This window comes from Pseudomonas sp. NPDC079086 (assembly GCF_044542155.1).
Lineage (GTDB): Bacteria > Pseudomonadota > Gammaproteobacteria > Pseudomonadales > Pseudomonadaceae > Aquipseudomonas.
Genome location: NZ_JBITTY010000001.1, coordinates 1,234,261 through 1,251,734, shown reverse-complemented (window position 1 = coordinate 1,251,734; position 17,474 = coordinate 1,234,261). Strand labels below are relative to the sequence as shown.

Annotated in this window: 15 protein-coding genes; 9 read left to right on the top strand and 6 right to left on the bottom strand. The window is 59.8% G+C overall.

The window, feature by feature from the left end; translation table 11 throughout:
• Window positions 1-2 precede the first annotated feature (2 nt).
• The 8 genes from ACIGEK_RS05880 (at window position 3) to ACIGEK_RS05845 (ending at window position 5,723) form a co-directional block, all read left to right on the top strand.
• Complete coding sequence (locus ACIGEK_RS05880) at window positions 3-728, top strand: class I SAM-dependent methyltransferase (RefSeq protein ID WP_397492391.1); 726 nt, start codon at window positions 3-5, stop codon at window positions 726-728.
• Complete coding sequence (locus tag ACIGEK_RS05875; RefSeq protein ID WP_397492390.1) at window positions 728-1,228, top strand: DUF3261 domain-containing protein; 501 nt, start codon at window positions 728-730, stop codon at window positions 1,226-1,228. The genes ACIGEK_RS05880 and ACIGEK_RS05875 overlap by 1 nt, the downstream gene beginning before the upstream one ends.
• Entirely contained in the window at window positions 1,228-2,451 is a 1,224-nt protein-coding gene (locus tag ACIGEK_RS05870; protein WP_397492389.1) for a beta-ketoacyl-[acyl-carrier-protein] synthase family protein, read from the top strand. The genes ACIGEK_RS05875 and ACIGEK_RS05870 overlap by 1 nt, the downstream gene beginning before the upstream one ends.
• Complete coding sequence (locus ACIGEK_RS05865) at window positions 2,448-2,903, top strand: hotdog family protein (protein ID WP_397492388.1); 456 nt, start codon at window positions 2,448-2,450, stop codon at window positions 2,901-2,903. Before ACIGEK_RS05870 ends, ACIGEK_RS05865 begins: the two co-directional genes overlap by 4 nt.
• Before the next feature lie 5 nt (window positions 2,904-2,908).
• Complete coding sequence (gene fabG, locus ACIGEK_RS05860; protein ID WP_397492387.1) at window positions 2,909-3,637, top strand: 3-oxoacyl-ACP reductase FabG; 729 nt, start codon at window positions 2,909-2,911, stop codon at window positions 3,635-3,637.
• Complete coding sequence (locus tag ACIGEK_RS05855; RefSeq protein ID WP_397492386.1) at window positions 3,637-4,872, top strand: beta-ketoacyl-ACP synthase; 1,236 nt, start codon at window positions 3,637-3,639, stop codon at window positions 4,870-4,872. The genes fabG and ACIGEK_RS05855 overlap by 1 nt, the downstream gene beginning before the upstream one ends.
• An 88-nt stretch (window positions 4,873-4,960) precedes the next feature.
• Entirely contained in the window at window positions 4,961-5,404 is a 444-nt protein-coding gene (locus ACIGEK_RS05850) for an excinuclease (protein ID WP_397492385.1), read from the top strand.
• Window positions 5,394-5,723, top strand: coding sequence for a c-type cytochrome (locus ACIGEK_RS05845; protein WP_397492384.1), 330 nt, complete (start codon window positions 5,394-5,396; stop codon window positions 5,721-5,723). The genes ACIGEK_RS05850 and ACIGEK_RS05845 overlap by 11 nt, the downstream gene beginning before the upstream one ends.
• 222 nt (window positions 5,724-5,945) lie before the next feature.
• On the opposite strand, the gene hemE is transcribed toward ACIGEK_RS05845, so the two are convergent.
• Complete coding sequence (hemE, locus tag ACIGEK_RS05840; protein ID WP_397492382.1) at window positions 5,946-7,013, bottom strand: uroporphyrinogen decarboxylase; 1,068 nt, start codon at window positions 7,011-7,013, stop codon at window positions 5,946-5,948.
• A gap of 239 nt (window positions 7,014-7,252) precedes the next feature.
• Between hemE and ACIGEK_RS05835 the strand changes: the two genes are divergently transcribed.
• Entirely contained in the window at window positions 7,253-8,014 is a 762-nt protein-coding gene (locus tag ACIGEK_RS05835; RefSeq protein WP_397492381.1) for a hypothetical protein, read from the top strand.
• A gap of 69 nt (window positions 8,015-8,083) precedes the next feature.
• Here the strand turns inward: ACIGEK_RS05835 and ACIGEK_RS05830 are convergent, their stop codons facing one another.
• From ACIGEK_RS05830 to aroK, 5 genes are all read right to left on the bottom strand, one after another.
• Window positions 8,084-9,502: an FAD-dependent oxidoreductase gene (locus ACIGEK_RS05830; RefSeq protein WP_397492380.1), complete on the bottom strand. Its 1,419-nt coding sequence runs from the start codon at window positions 9,500-9,502 to the stop codon at window positions 8,084-8,086.
• 34 nt (window positions 9,503-9,536) lie between these two features.
• Complete coding sequence (gene gltB / locus ACIGEK_RS05825) at window positions 9,537-13,985, bottom strand: glutamate synthase large subunit (protein ID WP_397492379.1); 4,449 nt, start codon at window positions 13,983-13,985, stop codon at window positions 9,537-9,539.
• 240 nt (window positions 13,986-14,225) lie between these two features.
• Entirely contained in the window at window positions 14,226-15,788 is a 1,563-nt protein-coding gene (locus ACIGEK_RS05820; RefSeq protein WP_397492378.1) for an AAA family ATPase, read from the bottom strand.
• Window positions 15,789-15,798: 10 nt separating this feature from the next.
• Window positions 15,799-16,902, bottom strand: coding sequence for a 3-dehydroquinate synthase (gene aroB, locus ACIGEK_RS05815; protein ID WP_397492377.1), 1,104 nt, complete (start codon window positions 16,900-16,902; stop codon window positions 15,799-15,801).
• Window positions 16,903-16,953: 51 nt separating this feature from the next.
• Window positions 16,954-17,472 carry a shikimate kinase AroK gene (aroK, locus tag ACIGEK_RS05810; RefSeq protein ID WP_397492376.1) on the bottom strand — a complete coding sequence of 173 codons (519 nt, stop codon included), beginning with the start codon at window positions 17,470-17,472 and terminating at the stop codon, window positions 16,954-16,956.
• Between the last annotated feature and the right edge of the window lie 2 nt (window positions 17,473-17,474).

Genomic DNA, 17,474 nt, shown 5'->3' with positions numbered 1-17,474 from the left:
TTATGAACAACCCGGCCGCCACTTACGTCGAGGAAACTCGCTTCGGCTTCTGGTTCTTGCAGAGCCATGTCTGGCAGCACCACGTGCTGCGCGTGGCAATCAATGACTTGCGCAGTCTGTTTGCCGGACCGTTGCCCGAAGCACCGGTGCTGATGGATGCGGGCTGCGGCCAGGGCAAGTCGTTCGGCCTGCTCGCCGAGGCGTTCAAGCCGGCGCGGATAATCGGTCTGGATGCCGATCCGCACAGCCTTGACTGCTCGCGTGCCGAGGCCGAGCGCCTGGGCCTGGAGGTGCAATTGATCGCCAGTGACTGCGCGGCCATCGACCTGCCCGACGCCAGCGTCGATCTGCTGTTCTGCCACCAGACCTTCCATCACCTGGTCGAACAGGAGCAGGCCCTGGCCGAGTTCTGGCGCGTGCTCAAGCCGGGCGGACGACTGCTGTTCGCCGAGTCGACTCAGTACTACATCGATACCTGGGTGATCCGCTGGCTGTTCCGCCACCCGATGCACGTGCAGAAAACGGCTGAAGGCTATCTGGAGATGTTGCGCGGCCAGGGCTTCGCGTTCGACGCCAGCAATATCTCTTACCCCTACCTGTGGTGGAGCCGCTCCAAGGACTTCGGCCTACTCGAACGCTGGGGGCTGATGAAGCCCAAGCCGGTTGGCCAGCGCGATGAAACCCTAGTCAACGTGGTCGCCCGCAAACCACTGGAGCCCGCCTGCTGATGGGACGCGCGCTGCTACTCAGCCTGTATCTGCTGCTCGCGGCCTGCGCCGCGCAAACGCCGTTGCCGGCTCAGGCACCAACCCTGGTGGCTGCACTGCCGCTGGCCCTGCAGGTGCAACGTCAGCAGGCCGCTAGCCAGCAAACCTGGTGGCTGGTGCTACAGGGCGAGCCGGACGGGTTACGCGCGTCGCTGTTCGATCCTCTCGGCGTACCCCTGGCGCGGCAGCTACTGCGCGCCGGCCAGTGGCAGAACGACGGGCTGCTGCCGCCCAATGCCGAGGCTCGCGAGCTGTTCGCCGCCCTGCTGTTTGCCCTAACGCCAGAGGCGCAATTGGCAGAGCATTACCCTGATAACACCTGGCAGCTGGACAGCGATGGCACGCGCCGGCTTAACCCGCAGTGGCGAATCAGTTACCGTGCGCCGCTGGATTTCACCCTGGGCCGCTCGCCCGACCTGAGTTATCAGGTCAGCGCCCTCCCTGACGATAAGGCACCCTGATGGCCGCATACCTCTCTGCTCTGGGCCTTAACTGCGCCCTCGGCCAAGGCAAGCAGGCGGTGGCGACAGCACTGTTTGCCGGCGACAGCAGTGGCATGCAAGCGCAAACCGGCTGGGTAGCCGAACGTGCATTGACTGTCGGCGCGGTGCCCGGCGCACTGCCAGCGCTGCCTACACTGCCGGGCCATCCGCCGAGCCGCAATAATCAGCTGCTGCTGGCGGCAGCACTGGAAATCGAACCCGAACTACGCGCTGCCATCAGCCGTTTCGGCGCTGAACGCATTGCCGTGGTCCTCGGCACCAGCACCTCGGGCATCGAAGAAGCCAGCCAGAGCATCGCTGAATACCTAAAGCAGGGCGAACTGCCGGCGCACTATGCCTACACCCAACAGGAGCTGGCTGAGCCGGCGAACTTCCTCAGCGACTGGCTGGAGCTGAGCGGGCCGTGCTTCAGCATTTCCACTGCCTGCACCTCCGGCGCGCGGGCACTGCTTAGCGCGCAACGCCTGCTTGACCTGGGCGTCTGTGATGCGGTGATCTGTGGCGGTGTGGACAGCCTGTGTCGCCTGACCCTGAACGGTTTTTCCGCTCTGGAAGCGGTCTCGGCCGAGCGCTGCAATCCGTTTTCCGTGAACCGCCATGGCATCAATATCGGCGAGGCTGCGGCGCTGTTTCTGATGAGCAGAGAAGCGCTACCCGGCGGCACTGCAGTCACCCTGCTCGGCGGCGGGGCCAGCTCTGACGCGCACCATATTTCTGCACCACAGCCCGATGGCCTCGGTGCCCAGGCGGCCATGCGCAAAGCCCTGGCTGCGGCCGGGATAAGCGCTGATCAGGTCGATTACCTGAACCTACATGGCACCGCCACCACCCACAACGACGCCATGGAAAGCCAGGCAGTGCAGGCGATTTTCCCCCATGGTGTGCCGTGTTCATCCAGCAAATCCATGGTCGGCCACACCCTCGGCGCGGCCGGCGCCCTGGAAGCAGCCTTCTGCTGGCTGACACTGAGCGCATACAACCCTGAGCAGTTACTGCCCCCGCACCTGTGGGATGGCCAGGCTGACCCAGCCCTGCCAGCGTTAAACTTGGTACAGCCTGGAACCCGCCTGAGCAACAGCCGCGCACGCCGACTGATGAGCAACTCTTTTGCCTTTGGCGGTAACAATATCAGCCTGCTCTTGGGTAATGAGCTGAGCGAAGCGCCAGGAGAACCCGCATGAGCCAATGGCCAATCGCCGAACTGATCCCCCACGCCGCCGACATGATCCTGATCGATCAGGTGCTGCGCTTTGGCGACGAGGACATCGAAACCCAGCTCACTGTTCGCCCTGAAGGTCTGTTCAATCAGGCCGACGGCAGCCTGCCGGCCTGGGTCGGCATCGAGTTGATGGCGCAGAGTGTGGCCGCCTACGCCGGCTGCCAGGCGCGCCTGCACGGCGAGCCGGTGGAGCTGGGCTTTCTGCTCGGTACGCGCAAGTACGAATGCAATGTCGAACGCTTCCCGGCAGGAGCCGAACTGCATATCCATGCGAGTCGCTCGTTGCAGGATGAAAACGGCATGGGCGTATTCGAGTGCCAGCTGCGCGGTCCCGGCATCGAGGCCCTGGCCCGCCTAAACGTATTCCGTCCACCCCAGGTGGCCAGCTATCTTCAAGAAGACTTTCAGGAATAACAGCCATGAGCGAAACCATTCTGGTCACCGGTTCCAGCCGTGGCATCGGCAAGGCGATTGCCCTGCGTCTGGCCAAGGGCGGCTATGACATCGTGCTGCATTGCCGCGCCCGCCGCGATGAAGCCGAAGCGGTGCAGGCGCAGATCATCGAACTGGGCCAGCAGGCACGCATCCTGCAATTCGACGTCTCCGACCGTGCCGCTTGCCGCACCGCGCTGGAGGCCGATGTCGAGCAGCATGGCGCGTATTACGGTGTCGTATGCAACGCCGGCTTAACCCGCGACGGCGCCTTCCCGGCCCTGAGTGAGGACGACTGGGACATTGTCATGCGCACCAACCTCGACGGCTTCTACAATGTGCTGCATCCGCTGACCATGCCCATGGTGCGTCGCCGCAAAGCCGGGCGTATCGTCTGCATCACCTCGGTATCCGGGCTGATCGGCAACCGTGGCCAGGTCAACTACAGCGCCTCCAAGGCCGGCATCATTGGTGCAGCCAAGGCCTTGGCGATCGAACTGGGTAAGCGCAAAATCACCGTCAACTGTGTGGCACCAGGGTTGATCGACACCGAAATCCTCGATGCCGATGTTCCGGTTGAAGAAATCCTCAAGATGGTCCCGGCGCAGCGCATGGGCACCCCTGAAGAAGTGGCCGGTGCAGTGAATTTTCTGATGTCCGAGGAAGCGGCTTACATTACCCGCCAGGTCCTCGCCGTAAACGGTGGATTGTGCTGATGAGCGGTTGCAAACGGGTTGTAGTCACCGGCATGGCCGGCGTGACCTCGCTGGGCAGCGACTGGCCGACGATTGAAGCGAACTTCAAGGCCGGCAAGAGCGGTATCCGCTATATGCATGAGTGGGACAGGTTCAGCGAGCTGAACACCCGTCTCGGCGGCCCGGTTGATGACTTTGAAGCGCCTAAACGCTGGACCCGCAAGCAAACGCGCAGCATGGGCCGAGTCTCAAAACTCGCCGTGTATGCCGCTGAACGTGCGCTGGAGCATGCAGGCCTGCTCGGCGACGAACGCATTCAAGACGGCCGCATGGGCGTGGCCTGTGGCTCCTCGACCGGCAGTACCGAAGAGGTCAAAGCCTTCGGCAATATGCTGCTCAATTCGGTCGCCGACGGCCTGAATGCCAACTCCTATATCCGCATGATGCCGCACACCACGGCAGCCAATATCAGCATATTCTTCGGCCTCAAGGGTCGTCTGATTCCCACCTCCAGCGCTTGTACCAGCGGCAGCCAGGGCATCGGCTATGCCTATGAGGCGATCAAGTTTGGCCGCCTGCAGATGATGGTTGCCGGCGGTGCCGAAGAACTCTGCCCAACCGAGGCCATGGTCTTCGACGCGCTGTACGCCACCAGCTTGAAAAACGATGCGCCGCACACCTCACCGCGCCCCTATGACAGTGGTCGCGATGGCCTGGTGATCGGCGAAGGAGCTGGCATCTTGGTGCTCGAAGAGCTGGAGCATGCCCTGGCACGTGGCGCGACCATCTATGCCGAGATCGTCGGTTTCGGCTGCAACTCCGACGGCCAGCACGCCACCAAACCGGTGCAGGCAACCATGCGCGGGGCAATGGAACTGGCCTTACAGGATGCCAATTTGGCGCCTTCAGCCATCGGCTATGTGAATGGCCACGGCACAGCCACCGATCAAGGCGATGTGGCAGAAACCCTGGCCACCCAAGAACTGTTCGGCAGCCAGATGCCGATCAGCTCGCAGAAAAGCTATTTCGGCCACACCCTGGGTGCCTGCGGCGCACTGGAATCTTGGTTCAGTATCGAAATGATGAACGCGGACAGCTATGTACCAACGCTGAATCTGGAGAATATCGATCCAGCCTGCGGCGAACTGGACTACCTACGCGGCGAATTCCGCCAGATGAGCCATCAGTACGTAATGAACAACAACTTCGCTTTTGGCGGGGTGAACACTTCGTTGATCTTCAAACGCTGGAGCTAAGCAGCGGCTCTATTACACTGGCAACGGCAGTAAAGCCTTTTGCGCAACCGAGCAGCCCTAAGAAAAGCCTCATAACAAGGAGCAACCCATGAACGCCAAGTCCTGGATTCTCGCAGTAGCCTGCATCAGCTTGTTCCCAGCAGTCAGTCAGGCCCGTGACACCGCCCATTTTCTGCCCTTCGAAGCCGCCGTACAGGAAGCCCTGAACGCAGGCCGTCTCGACGGCAGCGTTAAGTTCTATCTCGCCGGCAATAAACCTGCTGGCAAGGTCAGCGTGGTCAAATCCGGTGTTACCACCAGCCAGAAGACCAACGCCTTCAACAAGAGTGATGAAGCTGCCTGCAGCTGGGCAATGCAATCGGCGCTGATCCGCTTCCAGAACGCCGCCAAGGCAGCCGGTGCCAACGCCGTCGTCGACCTGGCCAGCAACTACAAGAACGTCGAGTACAAGGACAGCCAGAAATACGAATGCCACGCCGGGGCAGTCATGGCAGGCGTCGCCCTGAAAGGGAACCTGGCCAATGTCAAATAAGCCGGCGCTGCTCGGCCTCCTGGGTGCGCTGACCCTGCTCGGCAGTTTGCCTGCACTGGCCGACACAGATGGCCAGCAGCTATATCGCCAGCACTGCGTCAAATGCCATGCCGCAGACGGCCGCGCCAACACGATGCGCGGCTGGCTCTACTTCGCGCAGAACCTGAGCAAAGCAAAATGGCAGGACAACACCAGCGACAACGACATCCTTGAAGCCATTCAGGAGGGTCCAGGTGCTATGCCCAGCTATGCCGACAAGCTCAGCGAAACCGAACAATTGGCACTGGTAAGGGCCGTGCGCGATTTGCGTAAACCCTGAGAACCTACCCCGGATCGGCTGCGCGTCGGCGATACAGCGTTAAAAATGGCCTCGGAATGCTCATTTACACCAGTAAACTCCGCTTCCTCGGCCATTTTGACCAACCGAAGGCTGTTACTAACGTAGCGCCTTGTCTCGCTCTAGCTCGCTAGATCCGAGCCAGGCTCTAAGAAACGTAAATAAAACAAAGGCCGCATAAGCGGCCTTTGTTTTAGGTAGGGTTTATTGATGGTATTGCGCGGACAGCTCATGCACTGCCTCAAAGAAGGCACCGGCATGCGCCGGGTTTACTTCTGGGGTGATGCCGTGGCCAAGGTTGAACACCTGGCCGCTGCCATGACCGTAAGCAGCGAGAATACGCCCCACTTCAGCGCGGATCGCCGCCGGGTTGGCGTAGAGCACGCTAGGGTCCATATTGCCCTGCAGCGCCACCTTATTGCCGACGCGGGCACGGGCGCTGCCGATATCGCAGGTCCAGTCCAGGCCCAGAGCTTCGGCACCGCTGTCCGCCATCGACTCCAGCCATAGACCGCCACCCTTGGTGAAGAGGATCACCGGCACGCGGCGACCGTCGTGCTCGCGGATCAGTCCGTCGATGATCTTCTGCATATAGGCCAGTGAGAACTCCTGGTATGCCGCCGCTGACAACGAGCCACCCCAGGAATCGAAGATCTGCACCGCTTGCGCGCCGGCCTTGATTTGCCCGTTGAGGTAAGCGGTGACCGACTGCGCCAACTTGTCGAGCAGGGCATGCATGGCCTGCGGGTTGTCGTAGAGCATGGCCTTGGACTTGCGGAAGTCTTTCGATGAGCCGCCTTCAACCATGTAAGTGGCCAGGGTCCAAGGGCTGCCAGTAAAGCCAATCAGCGGCACGCGCCCGTTCAGCTCGCGGCGAATGGTACGCACAGCGTCCATCACATAACCCAGGTCCTGCTCAGGATCAGGAATCGGCAGCGCCTCGATATCGGCCATGGAGCTGATAACTTTCTTGAAGCGCGGGCCTTCGCCAGTTTCGAAATACAGACCCTGGCCCATGGCATCGGGAATGGTCAGGATGTCCGAGAACAGAATCGCCGCATCCAGTTGCGGGTAACGATCCAACGGCTGGATGGTGACTTCACACGCTAACTCAGGGTTCTTCATCAGTTTGACGAAATCACCCGCCTTGGCGCGGGTGGCGCGGTACTCCGGTAGATAACGACCGGCCTGGCGCATCATCCATACAGGGGTGACATCGACAGGTTGCTTGAGCAGAGCACGAAGGAAGCGGTCGTTCTTCAGGGCGGTCATGGCAGTTCCCGAGAAAAGTAATCGGTAAAAAAGTGCGGGCATTTTCGCAGAGCACCACACAAAAGGCACGGCGAGGGTCATGCCTTTTATCCATTGCGACGATTTGCCTCGCTTCGCCGTCCAGCTCACCCAGCAAAAGAAGCGCTAAATCACGAATCGCTGATGAGTTCTTGACGCGCTTTTCACATCCGCGTGCCTAATTTAGCAACCGTCTCCTCCTCCCCTGACGGACATCCGCGATGAACAAACTGCCCGCCATCACCCTGACGTTCTGGGTGATGAAGATTTGCGCTACCACCCTTGGCGAAACCGCCGGGGATCTGCTCTCCATGACCCTGGATGTCGGCTATGCAGCCAGCTCACTGATACTTATCAGCCTGTTCCTGCTCACCCTGATCGGCCAATTGCGCGCCAACCGCTATAACCCTGCGCTGTACTGGACGGTCATTCTGGCCACCAGCACCGCCGGCACGACCATCTCTGACTTTATGGACCGCACCCTGGGCCTGGGCTACGCCACCGGCTCAGCCTTATTAGTCGCCTTGCTGATCGCCATCTTTGCGATTTGGTACATGAGCGAGAAATCCCTGTCGGTCGACCACATCCAAAGCCGCCGAGGAGAGCTGTTCTACTGGACGGCGATTCTGTTCTCCAACACCCTCGGCACCGCCTTGGGCGATTACCTGGCTGACGACTCCGGCCTGGGCTTCGCCGGTGGCGCACTGTTGATAGGCAGCCTGATTGCCATCGTTGCCGCAGCCAAGTATTTCACCCGTATATCGCCGGTCATCCTGTTCTGGCTGGCGTTTGTACTAACCCGCCCATTTGGTGCAACCTTGGGCGACTTTCTCAGCAAACCGCTGGATCACGGCGGTATGGGGTTCGGCACGGTGGGCTCATCCGCAGCACTGGCGATTACCCTGGTGGTACTGGTAGCCGCTGCGGTATGGAACACGCGCCGCGAACGCACTATGGGGCTCGCGGCCACGCCAAGCAGCTAAGCCAAACGCAGAAACAACAAAGCCAGCCCTAGGGCTGGCTTTGTGCATAACGGCATAACCGCTCGCTCGTTACACGCCGAGGTAGTCGAGGATGCCTTCAGCCGCATTGCGGCCTTCGAAGATCGCCGTTACCACCAGGTCAGAACCGCGCACCATATCGCCACCGGCGAAGATTTTCGGGTTACTGGTCTGATGCTTGAACTGGCTCTGCTCCGGCGCCACTACTCGACCCTGGCTATCGGTTTCAATCTTGAAGTCCGTGAACCATGCCGCGGGGCTTGGGCGGAAACCGAAGGCGATCAACACGGCTTCTGCCGGGATGATTTCTTCAGAGCCTGGAATCGGCTCAGGGCTGCGACGGCCACGGGCATCCGGCTCGCCGAGACGGGTCTCGACGACCTTCACGCCTTCAACCTTGTCTTCACCAACGATGGCGATCGGCTGACGGTTAAAGAGGAACTTGACCCCTTCTTCCTTGGCGTTTTTCACTTCCTTGCGCGAGCCCGGCATGTTTTCTTCGTCACGACGATAAGCACAGGTCACCGATTTGGCGCCCTGGCGGATCGAGGTACGGTTGCAGTCCATCGCGGTGTCACCACCGCCGAGCACGACAATGCGCTTGCCCTTCATGTCGATAAAGTCTTCTGGCGACTTCTCGAAACCGAGGTTGCGGTTGACGTTGGCAATCAGAAAATCCAGTGCGTCGGTAACGCCCGGCAGGTCTTCACCGGGGAAGCCGCCCTTCATGTAGGTGTAGGTGCCCATGCCCATGAAGACGGCATCGTACTCATCCAGCAGCTGCTGCATGGTGATGTCTTTGCCGATCTCGGTGTTCAGGCGGAACTCCACGCCCATGCCGGTAAAGACTTCGCGACGATTGCTCAGCACGCTCTTTTCCAGCTTGAACTCAGGAATACCAAAGGTCAGCAGGCCGCCAATTTCCGGGTTCTTGTCGAACACCACCGGGGTCACGCCGCCACGTACCAACACGTCAGCACAGCCCAGACCTGCAGGACCGGCACCGATCACGGCAACGCGCTTGCCGGTCGGCACCACACGCGACATATCTGGACGCCAGCCCATGGCAAACGCGGTATCGGTGATGTACTTCTCCACCGAACCAATGGTCACCGCGCCGAAGCCGTCGTTAAGGGTGCAAGCACCTTCACACAGACGATCCTGCGGACACACGCGGCCGCAGACTTCCGGCAGGGTGTTGGTCTGGTGGCTCAGTTCGGCGGCGGCGAGGATATTGCCCTCGGACACCAGCTTGAGCCAGTTGGGAATGAAGTTGTGCACCGGGCACTTCCATTCGCAATAGGGGTTACCGCAGCCCAGGCAGCGATGCGCCTGGTCAGCCGCTTGCGCAGGCTTGAAGTTGTCGTAGATCTCGACGAACTCTTTCTTACGCTGACGCAACAGTTTCTTCTTCGGGTCTTTGCGCCCGACTTCGATGAACTGGAAGTCGTTATTCAGACGTTCAGTCATTGCAATACCTCATCAAACCACTTCAGGCGCATTCTTATTGCGGGTTGGCACGGGTGCTGGAGAGCAACGACTTCAGGCTTGCCGCCTTCGGTTTGACCAGCCAGAACTTGCGCAGGTAGTCGTCCAGGTTTTCCAGCAGGTTGATGCCCCACTCACTCGATGTTTCCTGGACGTACTCGGTGAGTACGCGCTCCAGGTGGCTACGGTACGCCTCCATCGACTCATTGTTGATCCGCTGAATCTCCACCAACTCGTGGTTAACGCGGTCGTAGAAACTGTTATCCAGGTCGAGCACGTAGGCGAAACCGCCGGTCATGCCCGAGCCGAAGTTGTAGCCGGTCTTACCCAGCACGCAGACGAAACCGCCGGTCATGTATTCGCAGCAATGGTCGCCCGTGCCTTCCACTACGGTGTGGGCACCGGAGTTACGCACGGCGAAACGCTCGCCCGCAGTACCCGCTGCGAACAGCTTGCCACCGGTGGCACCGTACAGGCAGGTGTTGCCGATAATGGCGCTGTCCTGGGTTTTGAACGGGCTGCCTTGCGGCGGAGTAATCACCAGCTTGCCGCCGGTCATACCCTTGCCGACGTAGTCGTTGGCATCGCCTTGCAGATACAGGTTCAGGCCACCGGCGTTCCACACACCGAAGCTCTGGCCCGCAGTGCCCTTGAAGCGGAAGGTGATCGGCGCTTTAGCCATGCCCTGGTTGCCATGTACACGGGCGATTTCGCCGGAGACACGGGCGCCAATCGAACGGTCACAGTTACAGATGTCCAGTTCGAACTCAGCGCCGCTAGCCGCATCGATCGCCGGCTTGGCCAGCTCGACCATCTTCTCGGCCAGCAGGCCTTGGTCGAATGGTGGGTTGCGGTCAACCAGACAGAACTGCGGCTTGTCGGCCGGAATGTGGTCGCTGCCGAGCAGCGGCGTCAGATCCAGATGGCCCTGTTTGTCGGTTTCGCCCGGCAGCATGTTGAGCAGATCAGTACGCCCGATCAGCTCTTCCAAGCTGCGCACGCCCAGCTTGGCCAGCCACTCGCGGGTTTCTTCGGCAACATAGGTGAAGAAGTTCATCACCATTTCGACGGTGCCGATGAAGTGATCCTTGCGCAGCTTATCGTTCTGCGTGGCTACGCCGGTGGCGCAGTTATTCAGGTGGCAGATACGCAGGTACTTACAACCCAGGGCAATCATCGGCGCAGTACCAAAACCGAAACTCTCGGCACCGAGGATGGCGGCCTTGATCACGTCCAGGCCAGTTTTCAGGCCGCCGTCAGTCTGTACCCGCACCTTGCCACGCAGGTCATTGCCGCGCAGGGTCTGATGGGTTTCGGCCAGGCCGAGTTCCCACGGCGCACCGGCGTACTTGATCGAGGTCAGCGGCGATGCACCGGTACCGCCGTCGTAGCCGGAGATGGTGATCAGGTCGGCATAGGCCTTGGCCACACCGGCGGCGATGGTGCCGACACCCGCTTCTGCTACCAGCTTGACCGACACCAGCGCCTGCGGATTGACCTGCTTGAGGTCATAGATCAGCTGCGCCAAGTCTTCGATGGAGTAGATGTCGTGGTGCGGCGGCGGCGAAATCAGGGTCACGCCCGGCACTGCGTAGCGCAGCTTGGCGATCAGACCGTTGACCTTGCCACCCGGCAACTGGCCGCCCTCGCCAGGCTTGGCGCCCTGAGCAACCTTGATCTGCAGCACTTCGGCGTTAACCAGGTACTCAGGCGTTACGCCAAAGCGACCAGTAGCCACTTGCTTGATCTTCGAGCTGCGCACGGTGCCGTAACGGGCCGGGTCTTCGCCGCCCTCACCGGAGTTGGAGCGTGCGCCCAGGCGGTTCATTGCCTCGGCGATGGCTTCATGCGCTTCTGGCGACAGAGCACCGAGAGAAATACCGGCAGAGTCGAAGCGCTTGAGGATGCCTTCCAGCGGCTCAACTTGATCCAGCGGCAAAGGTTGATCGGCCAGTTTCAACTGCAGCAGGTCGCGCAGCATCGACACCGGGCGGGTATCAACCAGCGTGGTGTATTCCTTGAATTTCTCGTAGCTGCCCTGCTGCACAGCCGCCTGCAGGGTGTTGACCACGTCCGGGTTGTAGGCGTGGTACTCGCCGCCGTAGACAAACTTGAGCAAACCACCCTGCTGGATCGACTTGCGGTTGTTCCAGGCTTCACCGGCAAGCAGCTTCTGCTCAGCTTCGATGTCGACGAAGCGCGCACCCTTGATGCGGCTGGCCACACCACGGAAGCACAGCTCGGTAACGTCATCGGCCAGGCCGACCGCTTCAAACAGCTGTGCACCGCGGTAGGACGCCACAGTAGAGATGCCCATCTTCGAGAGGATCTTCAGCAGGCCTTTGGAGATGCCTTTGCGGTAATGCTTGAACACTTCATACAGATCGCCCAGCACTTCGCCGGTACGAATCAGGTCACCCAGCACTTCATAGGCGAGGAACGGATAGACCGCCGACGCGCCGAAGCCGAGCAGCACGGCATAGTGATGCGGATCGCGCGCAGTCGCAGTCTCGACCAGGATGTTGCAGTCGCAACGCAGGCCTTTCTCAGTCAGACGGTGGTGAATCGCACCGGTGACCAGCGAGGCGTGGGCCGGAAGTTTGCCCGGAGCGATATGGCGGTCAGACAGGACCAGCAGCACCTTACCGGCGCGCACGGCTTCTTCAGCCTGATCAGCCATATTGCGCACGGCGGCTTCCAGACCGATCGACTCGTCGTAGTTCATGTCGATCAGCTGACGCTCGAAGCCTGGACGATCCAGGTTCATCAGTGCGCGCCATTTGGCCGGCGAGATCACCGGGCTGCTGAGAATCACCCGTGCAGCGTGCTCTGGCGACTCTTCGAAGATATTGCGCTCGGCACCGAGGCAGATCTCCAGCGACATAACGATGGCTTCACGCAGCGGGTCGATCGGCGGGTTGGTGACCTGAGCGAACTGCTGACGGAAGTAGTCGTACGGCGAGCGTACGCGCTGGCTGAGCACTGCCATCGGCGTGTCATCGCCCATGGAACCAACAGCTTCCTGGCCTTGTTCACCCAGGGGACGCAGCACCTGATCACGCTCTTCGAAGGTGACCTGGTACATCTTCATGTACTGCTTGAGCTGGTCAACGTCGTAGAACGCCGAACCGTGGTCGCGGTCTTCCAGGGTCGCCTGAATGCGCTGGGCACTCTTGCGCATCCACTGCTTGTAGGGATGACGCGATTTCAGACGGTTGTCGATATCGTCGCTGCCGAGGATCTGCCCGGTTTCGGTGTCCACCGCGAGAATCTGCCCTGGGCCGACGCGACCCTTGGCTAGCACGTCCTCGGGCGCGTAGTTCCACACGCCAATTTCCGAGGCCAGGGTGATGTAGCCATTCTTGGTGGTGACCCAGCGCGCCGGACGCAGACCGTTACGGTCAAGCAGGCACACCGCATGACGGCCATCGGTGAGTACCACACCGGCCGGACCATCCCAGGGCTCCATGTGCATGGAGTTGTATTCGTAGAACGCGCGCAGGTCGGCGTCCATGGTTTCAACGTTCTGCCACGCAGGCGGAATGATCATGCGCACACCACGGAACAGGTCGATGCCGCCGGTGACCATCAGTTCCAGCATGTTGTCCATGCTCGAGGAGTCGGAGCCCACGCGGTTGACCAGCGGGCCGAGTTCTTCCAGATCAAATATCTGATCGTTGGCAAACTTCAGGCGACGCGCCTGCGCCCAGTTGCGGTTACCGGTGATGGTGTTGATTTCACCGTTGTGCGCCAGGAAGCGGAACGGCTGAGCCAGCGGCCACTTCGGCAGGGTGTTGGTGGAGAAGCGCTGGTGAAATACGCAAATGGCGGTCTGCAGACGTTCGTCACCCAGATCCGGGTAGAACTGCTGCAGGTCGGCCGGCATCATCAGGCCTTTGTAGATGATGGTCTTGTGCGAAAAGCTGCAGATGTAGTGATCACTGTCGGTGGCATTGGCTACCGAAGAGCGACGACGGGCACTGAACAGCTTGATCGCAAATTCCTGATCGGACAGGCCTTCGCCACCGATAAACACCTGTTCGATCTGCGGCAGACGCTCAAGCGCCAGACGGCCGAGCACGCTGGTGTCGATTGGTACTTTGCGCCAGCCGACCAGACTCAGGCCGGCCGCAAGAATCTCGCGATTCATGTTTTCGCGAGCAGCTTCAGCTTTAACCGGGTCTTGGTTTAAGAACACCATGCCCACGGCGTACTGCTTCGGCAGCTCGACAGCAAAGTGCTGCTGGGCCATGGCCCGCAGGAAAGCATCAGGCTTCTGGATCAGCAGACCACAACCGTCACCGGTCTTACCGTCGGCGTTGATCCCGCCACGGTGGGTCATGCATGTCAGGGCTTCAATCGCGGTCTGCAGCAGGTGATGGCTAGCCTCACCCTGCATATGGGCGATAAGGCCGAAGCCGCAGTTATCCTTGAACTCATCAGGACGGTACAAACCTGCTTTCATAGGGACTCTCACCAGACGGCCTATCACAAGGCAATTACTTTCTAATTCAACCACTTACCATGCGCGCAGGACTAAGCCCCAGCTTTGCGCAGGCGAAAGGGCAGTCATTGTACATACCCACCTAGGCCGTCACAAACCTTAGTGACGAAGCCTTGAAAAAATATGTCGCTAAAACGAAGGATAAGACCGGAAGGTCGTGGTAGCGACCGACCGGTCAGCGCATGCGCTGAAGTGTATCAGCTAGCGCGCCTGGGCAATTTCTTGCTGAATGCCAGCGAAGTTACGCGGCCAGGGCTTACCAGCCTGCACCTTGGCAGGCAGTGTGCGCAAGGCCGCCTGTGCGGCATCGCGCGTGGCAAAGCTGCCATAGGTGACCACGTAGAGCGGCTTACCCTGATGCTGTTTCTTGAAATAGCGATAATCCGCGCCATTGGCTTTTACAAAAGCCTGCGCGCCACTTTCCAAGCGCGCACCAAGTATCTGCAGGGTATAACGCGAGCCAACCTGCGCGGAATACCAATCACCAGTAGCAGCAGGTTTGGCCGCAGCAGCAGGTGCTTGCGGCTTAGCTGGCGGCGGTGCCGCAGCCGCCACCGGAGCAACTGGCTTGACTACCGGCGGAGCAACCGGAGGCGCAACCTTGGCTGGCTCAGTCACTACAGGAGCAACCGGCACATTCACCGAAACAGCCGGCTCAGGCGCGATATCCGCCGCACCCGAAGCGTCAGCCTCTTCCGCGTCACTCAAACCAGCCGCCTGAGCCAAAGGCTCACGAATAACGGGTTGCGCCTCGCCCACCAAAGGCAACGGCAGTGGCTGGTTGGCACCCTCGAATTGAATCGCAGGCGCAACCACTGAAGTAGCAGCTGTAGCCGGCTCGGCAATGACTGCCGGCGGAGGAGCGTCACCGAGTGGTAACTGTGCAATCACAGGCGCATCAACATCCTTAACCACCCGCCCCTGCATCAACCAGGCAGCCATCACACCGATAGCCACTACAGCGAGGGCCAGCAGATGCTTGCGCGGCAAGCTGAACGAAAAACCACCGCGGCTCGCCGCGCCGCGCTGCGCCAACATTGCCTCGACCAACGATTCGCGCGCGACCTGGTTGATTACCCCTGGCCAGCCAGCAGATTGCTCATGAATATCCGCAACCTGGTCATCGCTGAAAACCTCAATACCCTGCCCCGCACCCTCGAGGCGCTGAGTCAGGTACTCACGCGTTTCATCCTCGCCATAAGGCTGCAGCTCAATAACATGAAAACACTCATCACCCGCCGCCACATGCTCAAGACGCGGCAACAGCTGCGAATCAGCAAAGAGAAAGACATGCGGTCGACCATCAGCATTGCCGACAGCCAGGCTCAACAAACTGGTCAGCGCCGCATCACTGAGATCCTCGGCATCATCAACCAGCACGTACACTTCCTGGCCGGTCAGCGCTAGCTGCCCGGCCTGCGCCAGAATGGCCGGCAACTCGGGCCGCTGCACCTGCAGCCCCTGCGCGACTTGGCGCAAGATGCTCGCAGGATCAGACGCTCCCCTCGCGGACACCACCACACTTTGCACCGCCTGCTTATTAGTGCTCGCTACCAGCGCCTGGCGCAGCAAGGTTTTGCCACTACCATCCGGGCCACTGACCACCAGCAACAGTTGGCTATAGCGCGCCAAGTGGTGCAACTGACCAAGCACCGGCTTGCGCTGCGCGGGAAAAAACTTAAAACCAGGCACCCGCGAACCGAAGGGGTCATGGGTGAAGTGGTAATGATCGAGAAACGCCTCGTCAGCATGCAGACTTGTCATGGGACACTCGTTAATTTTTAAGCTGAGCCAGCTGCGCGGCATAATCTGCGCTCAACGTGGCATTCAAAATTTCCCGGGGAAAATCACCGGTTACAACCGCCTCACCCAAGCCGCGCAACAACACCAGGCGCAGCTTGCCATCGAGAACCTTCTTGTCGACAGCCATATGCTCCATAAAGTCCTCAGGCGCCATCTCCTCAGGAGGAGTAACCGGCAAGCCTGCGGCAATAAACAACCGAACGGCCCGCTCACGCTCAGACGCACTAATCCAACCTAAACGCTCGGACATATCCAACGCCATAACGGTACCAGCGGCTACAGCCTCACCATGCAGCCAGGCGCCATAGCCCTGATGCGTCTCAATGGCATGACCGAAAGTATGCCCAAGATTCAACGTAGCGCGGACACCCGACTCACGCTCATCAGCAGCGACAACACGAGCCTTGGCCGCACAGGAATGAGCAATCGCAGCGGTCAGGGCTTCCTGATCAAGGGCACGCAATGCAGGCATATGCTCCTCAAGCCAGGACAGGAATGGTTCATCACAGATCAAGCCGTACTTGATCACTTCTGCCAAACCAGCAGACAACTCACGAGCAGGCAAGGTCGCCAGCGTGGCGGTATCGATCAACACGGCTTGCGGCTGATAGAAGGCCCCCACCATATTCTTACCCAGCGGATGGTTGATCCCGGTTTTGCCGCCAACAGATGAATCGACCTGCGACAGCAGCGTGGTTGGCACCTGGATAAAGTTCACACCGCGCTGATAACACGACGCTGCAAACCCCGCCATATCACCAATTACACCGCCACCCAAAGCGATGACGGTTGTGCGGCGGTCATGTCGCGTACCCAGCAACCCATCAAAAACCAGCTGCAGGGTTTCCCAGGTTTTATAACGCTCACCGTCAGGCAACACCACAGAGGTGATGGCATAACCCGCGAGCGAACGCTCAAGCGCAGCAAGATAAAGGGGAGCAACTGTCTCATTGGTTACTATCGCGACTTGTCGACCGACAATGTGAGCCGCCAGCAAATCATCACGAGCCAACAGCTCGGAACCGATATAGATCGGGTAACTGCGTTCACCAAGATCGACATGAAGAATCTGCATAAAGCCCCCAAGTTACAAAGGGGCCTAGGATAGCGCAGTTCAGCCTGCGCTTTAACGGGGAGAAAGCGCCTCAAGACGCTCAAGGATCTCTTGTACCACCAGACGAGGCGGACGCTCGTCAGTTTCGACCACTACATCGGCGACTTCACGGTAAAGCGGATCACGAACTGCCAGTAATTCAGCCAGAACCTTACCCGGATCAGCCGCACGCAACAGCGGCCGATTGCGATCACGTGAAGTACGGTCAACCTGCTGCTCAACAGACGCATGCAGATATACCACATGACCGCCTCGCCTCAGTGCAACACGATTTTCAGCACGCATTACCGCACCGCCACCAGTTGCCAAAACCATACCGTCAACATCACAAAGCTCCGCAATTACTGCCTGCTCACGCTCACGAAAACCCTGCTCACCTTCAACATCGAAGATCCAGGGAATATCCGCGCCCGTGCGCTGCTCAATCTCTTTATCAGAGTCTTTGAAAGGTAGCCGCAGCTCTTTAGCAAGCAAACGCCCGATGGTGCTTTTACCAGCCCCCATCGGGCCAACGAGGATCAAGTTCCGCACTG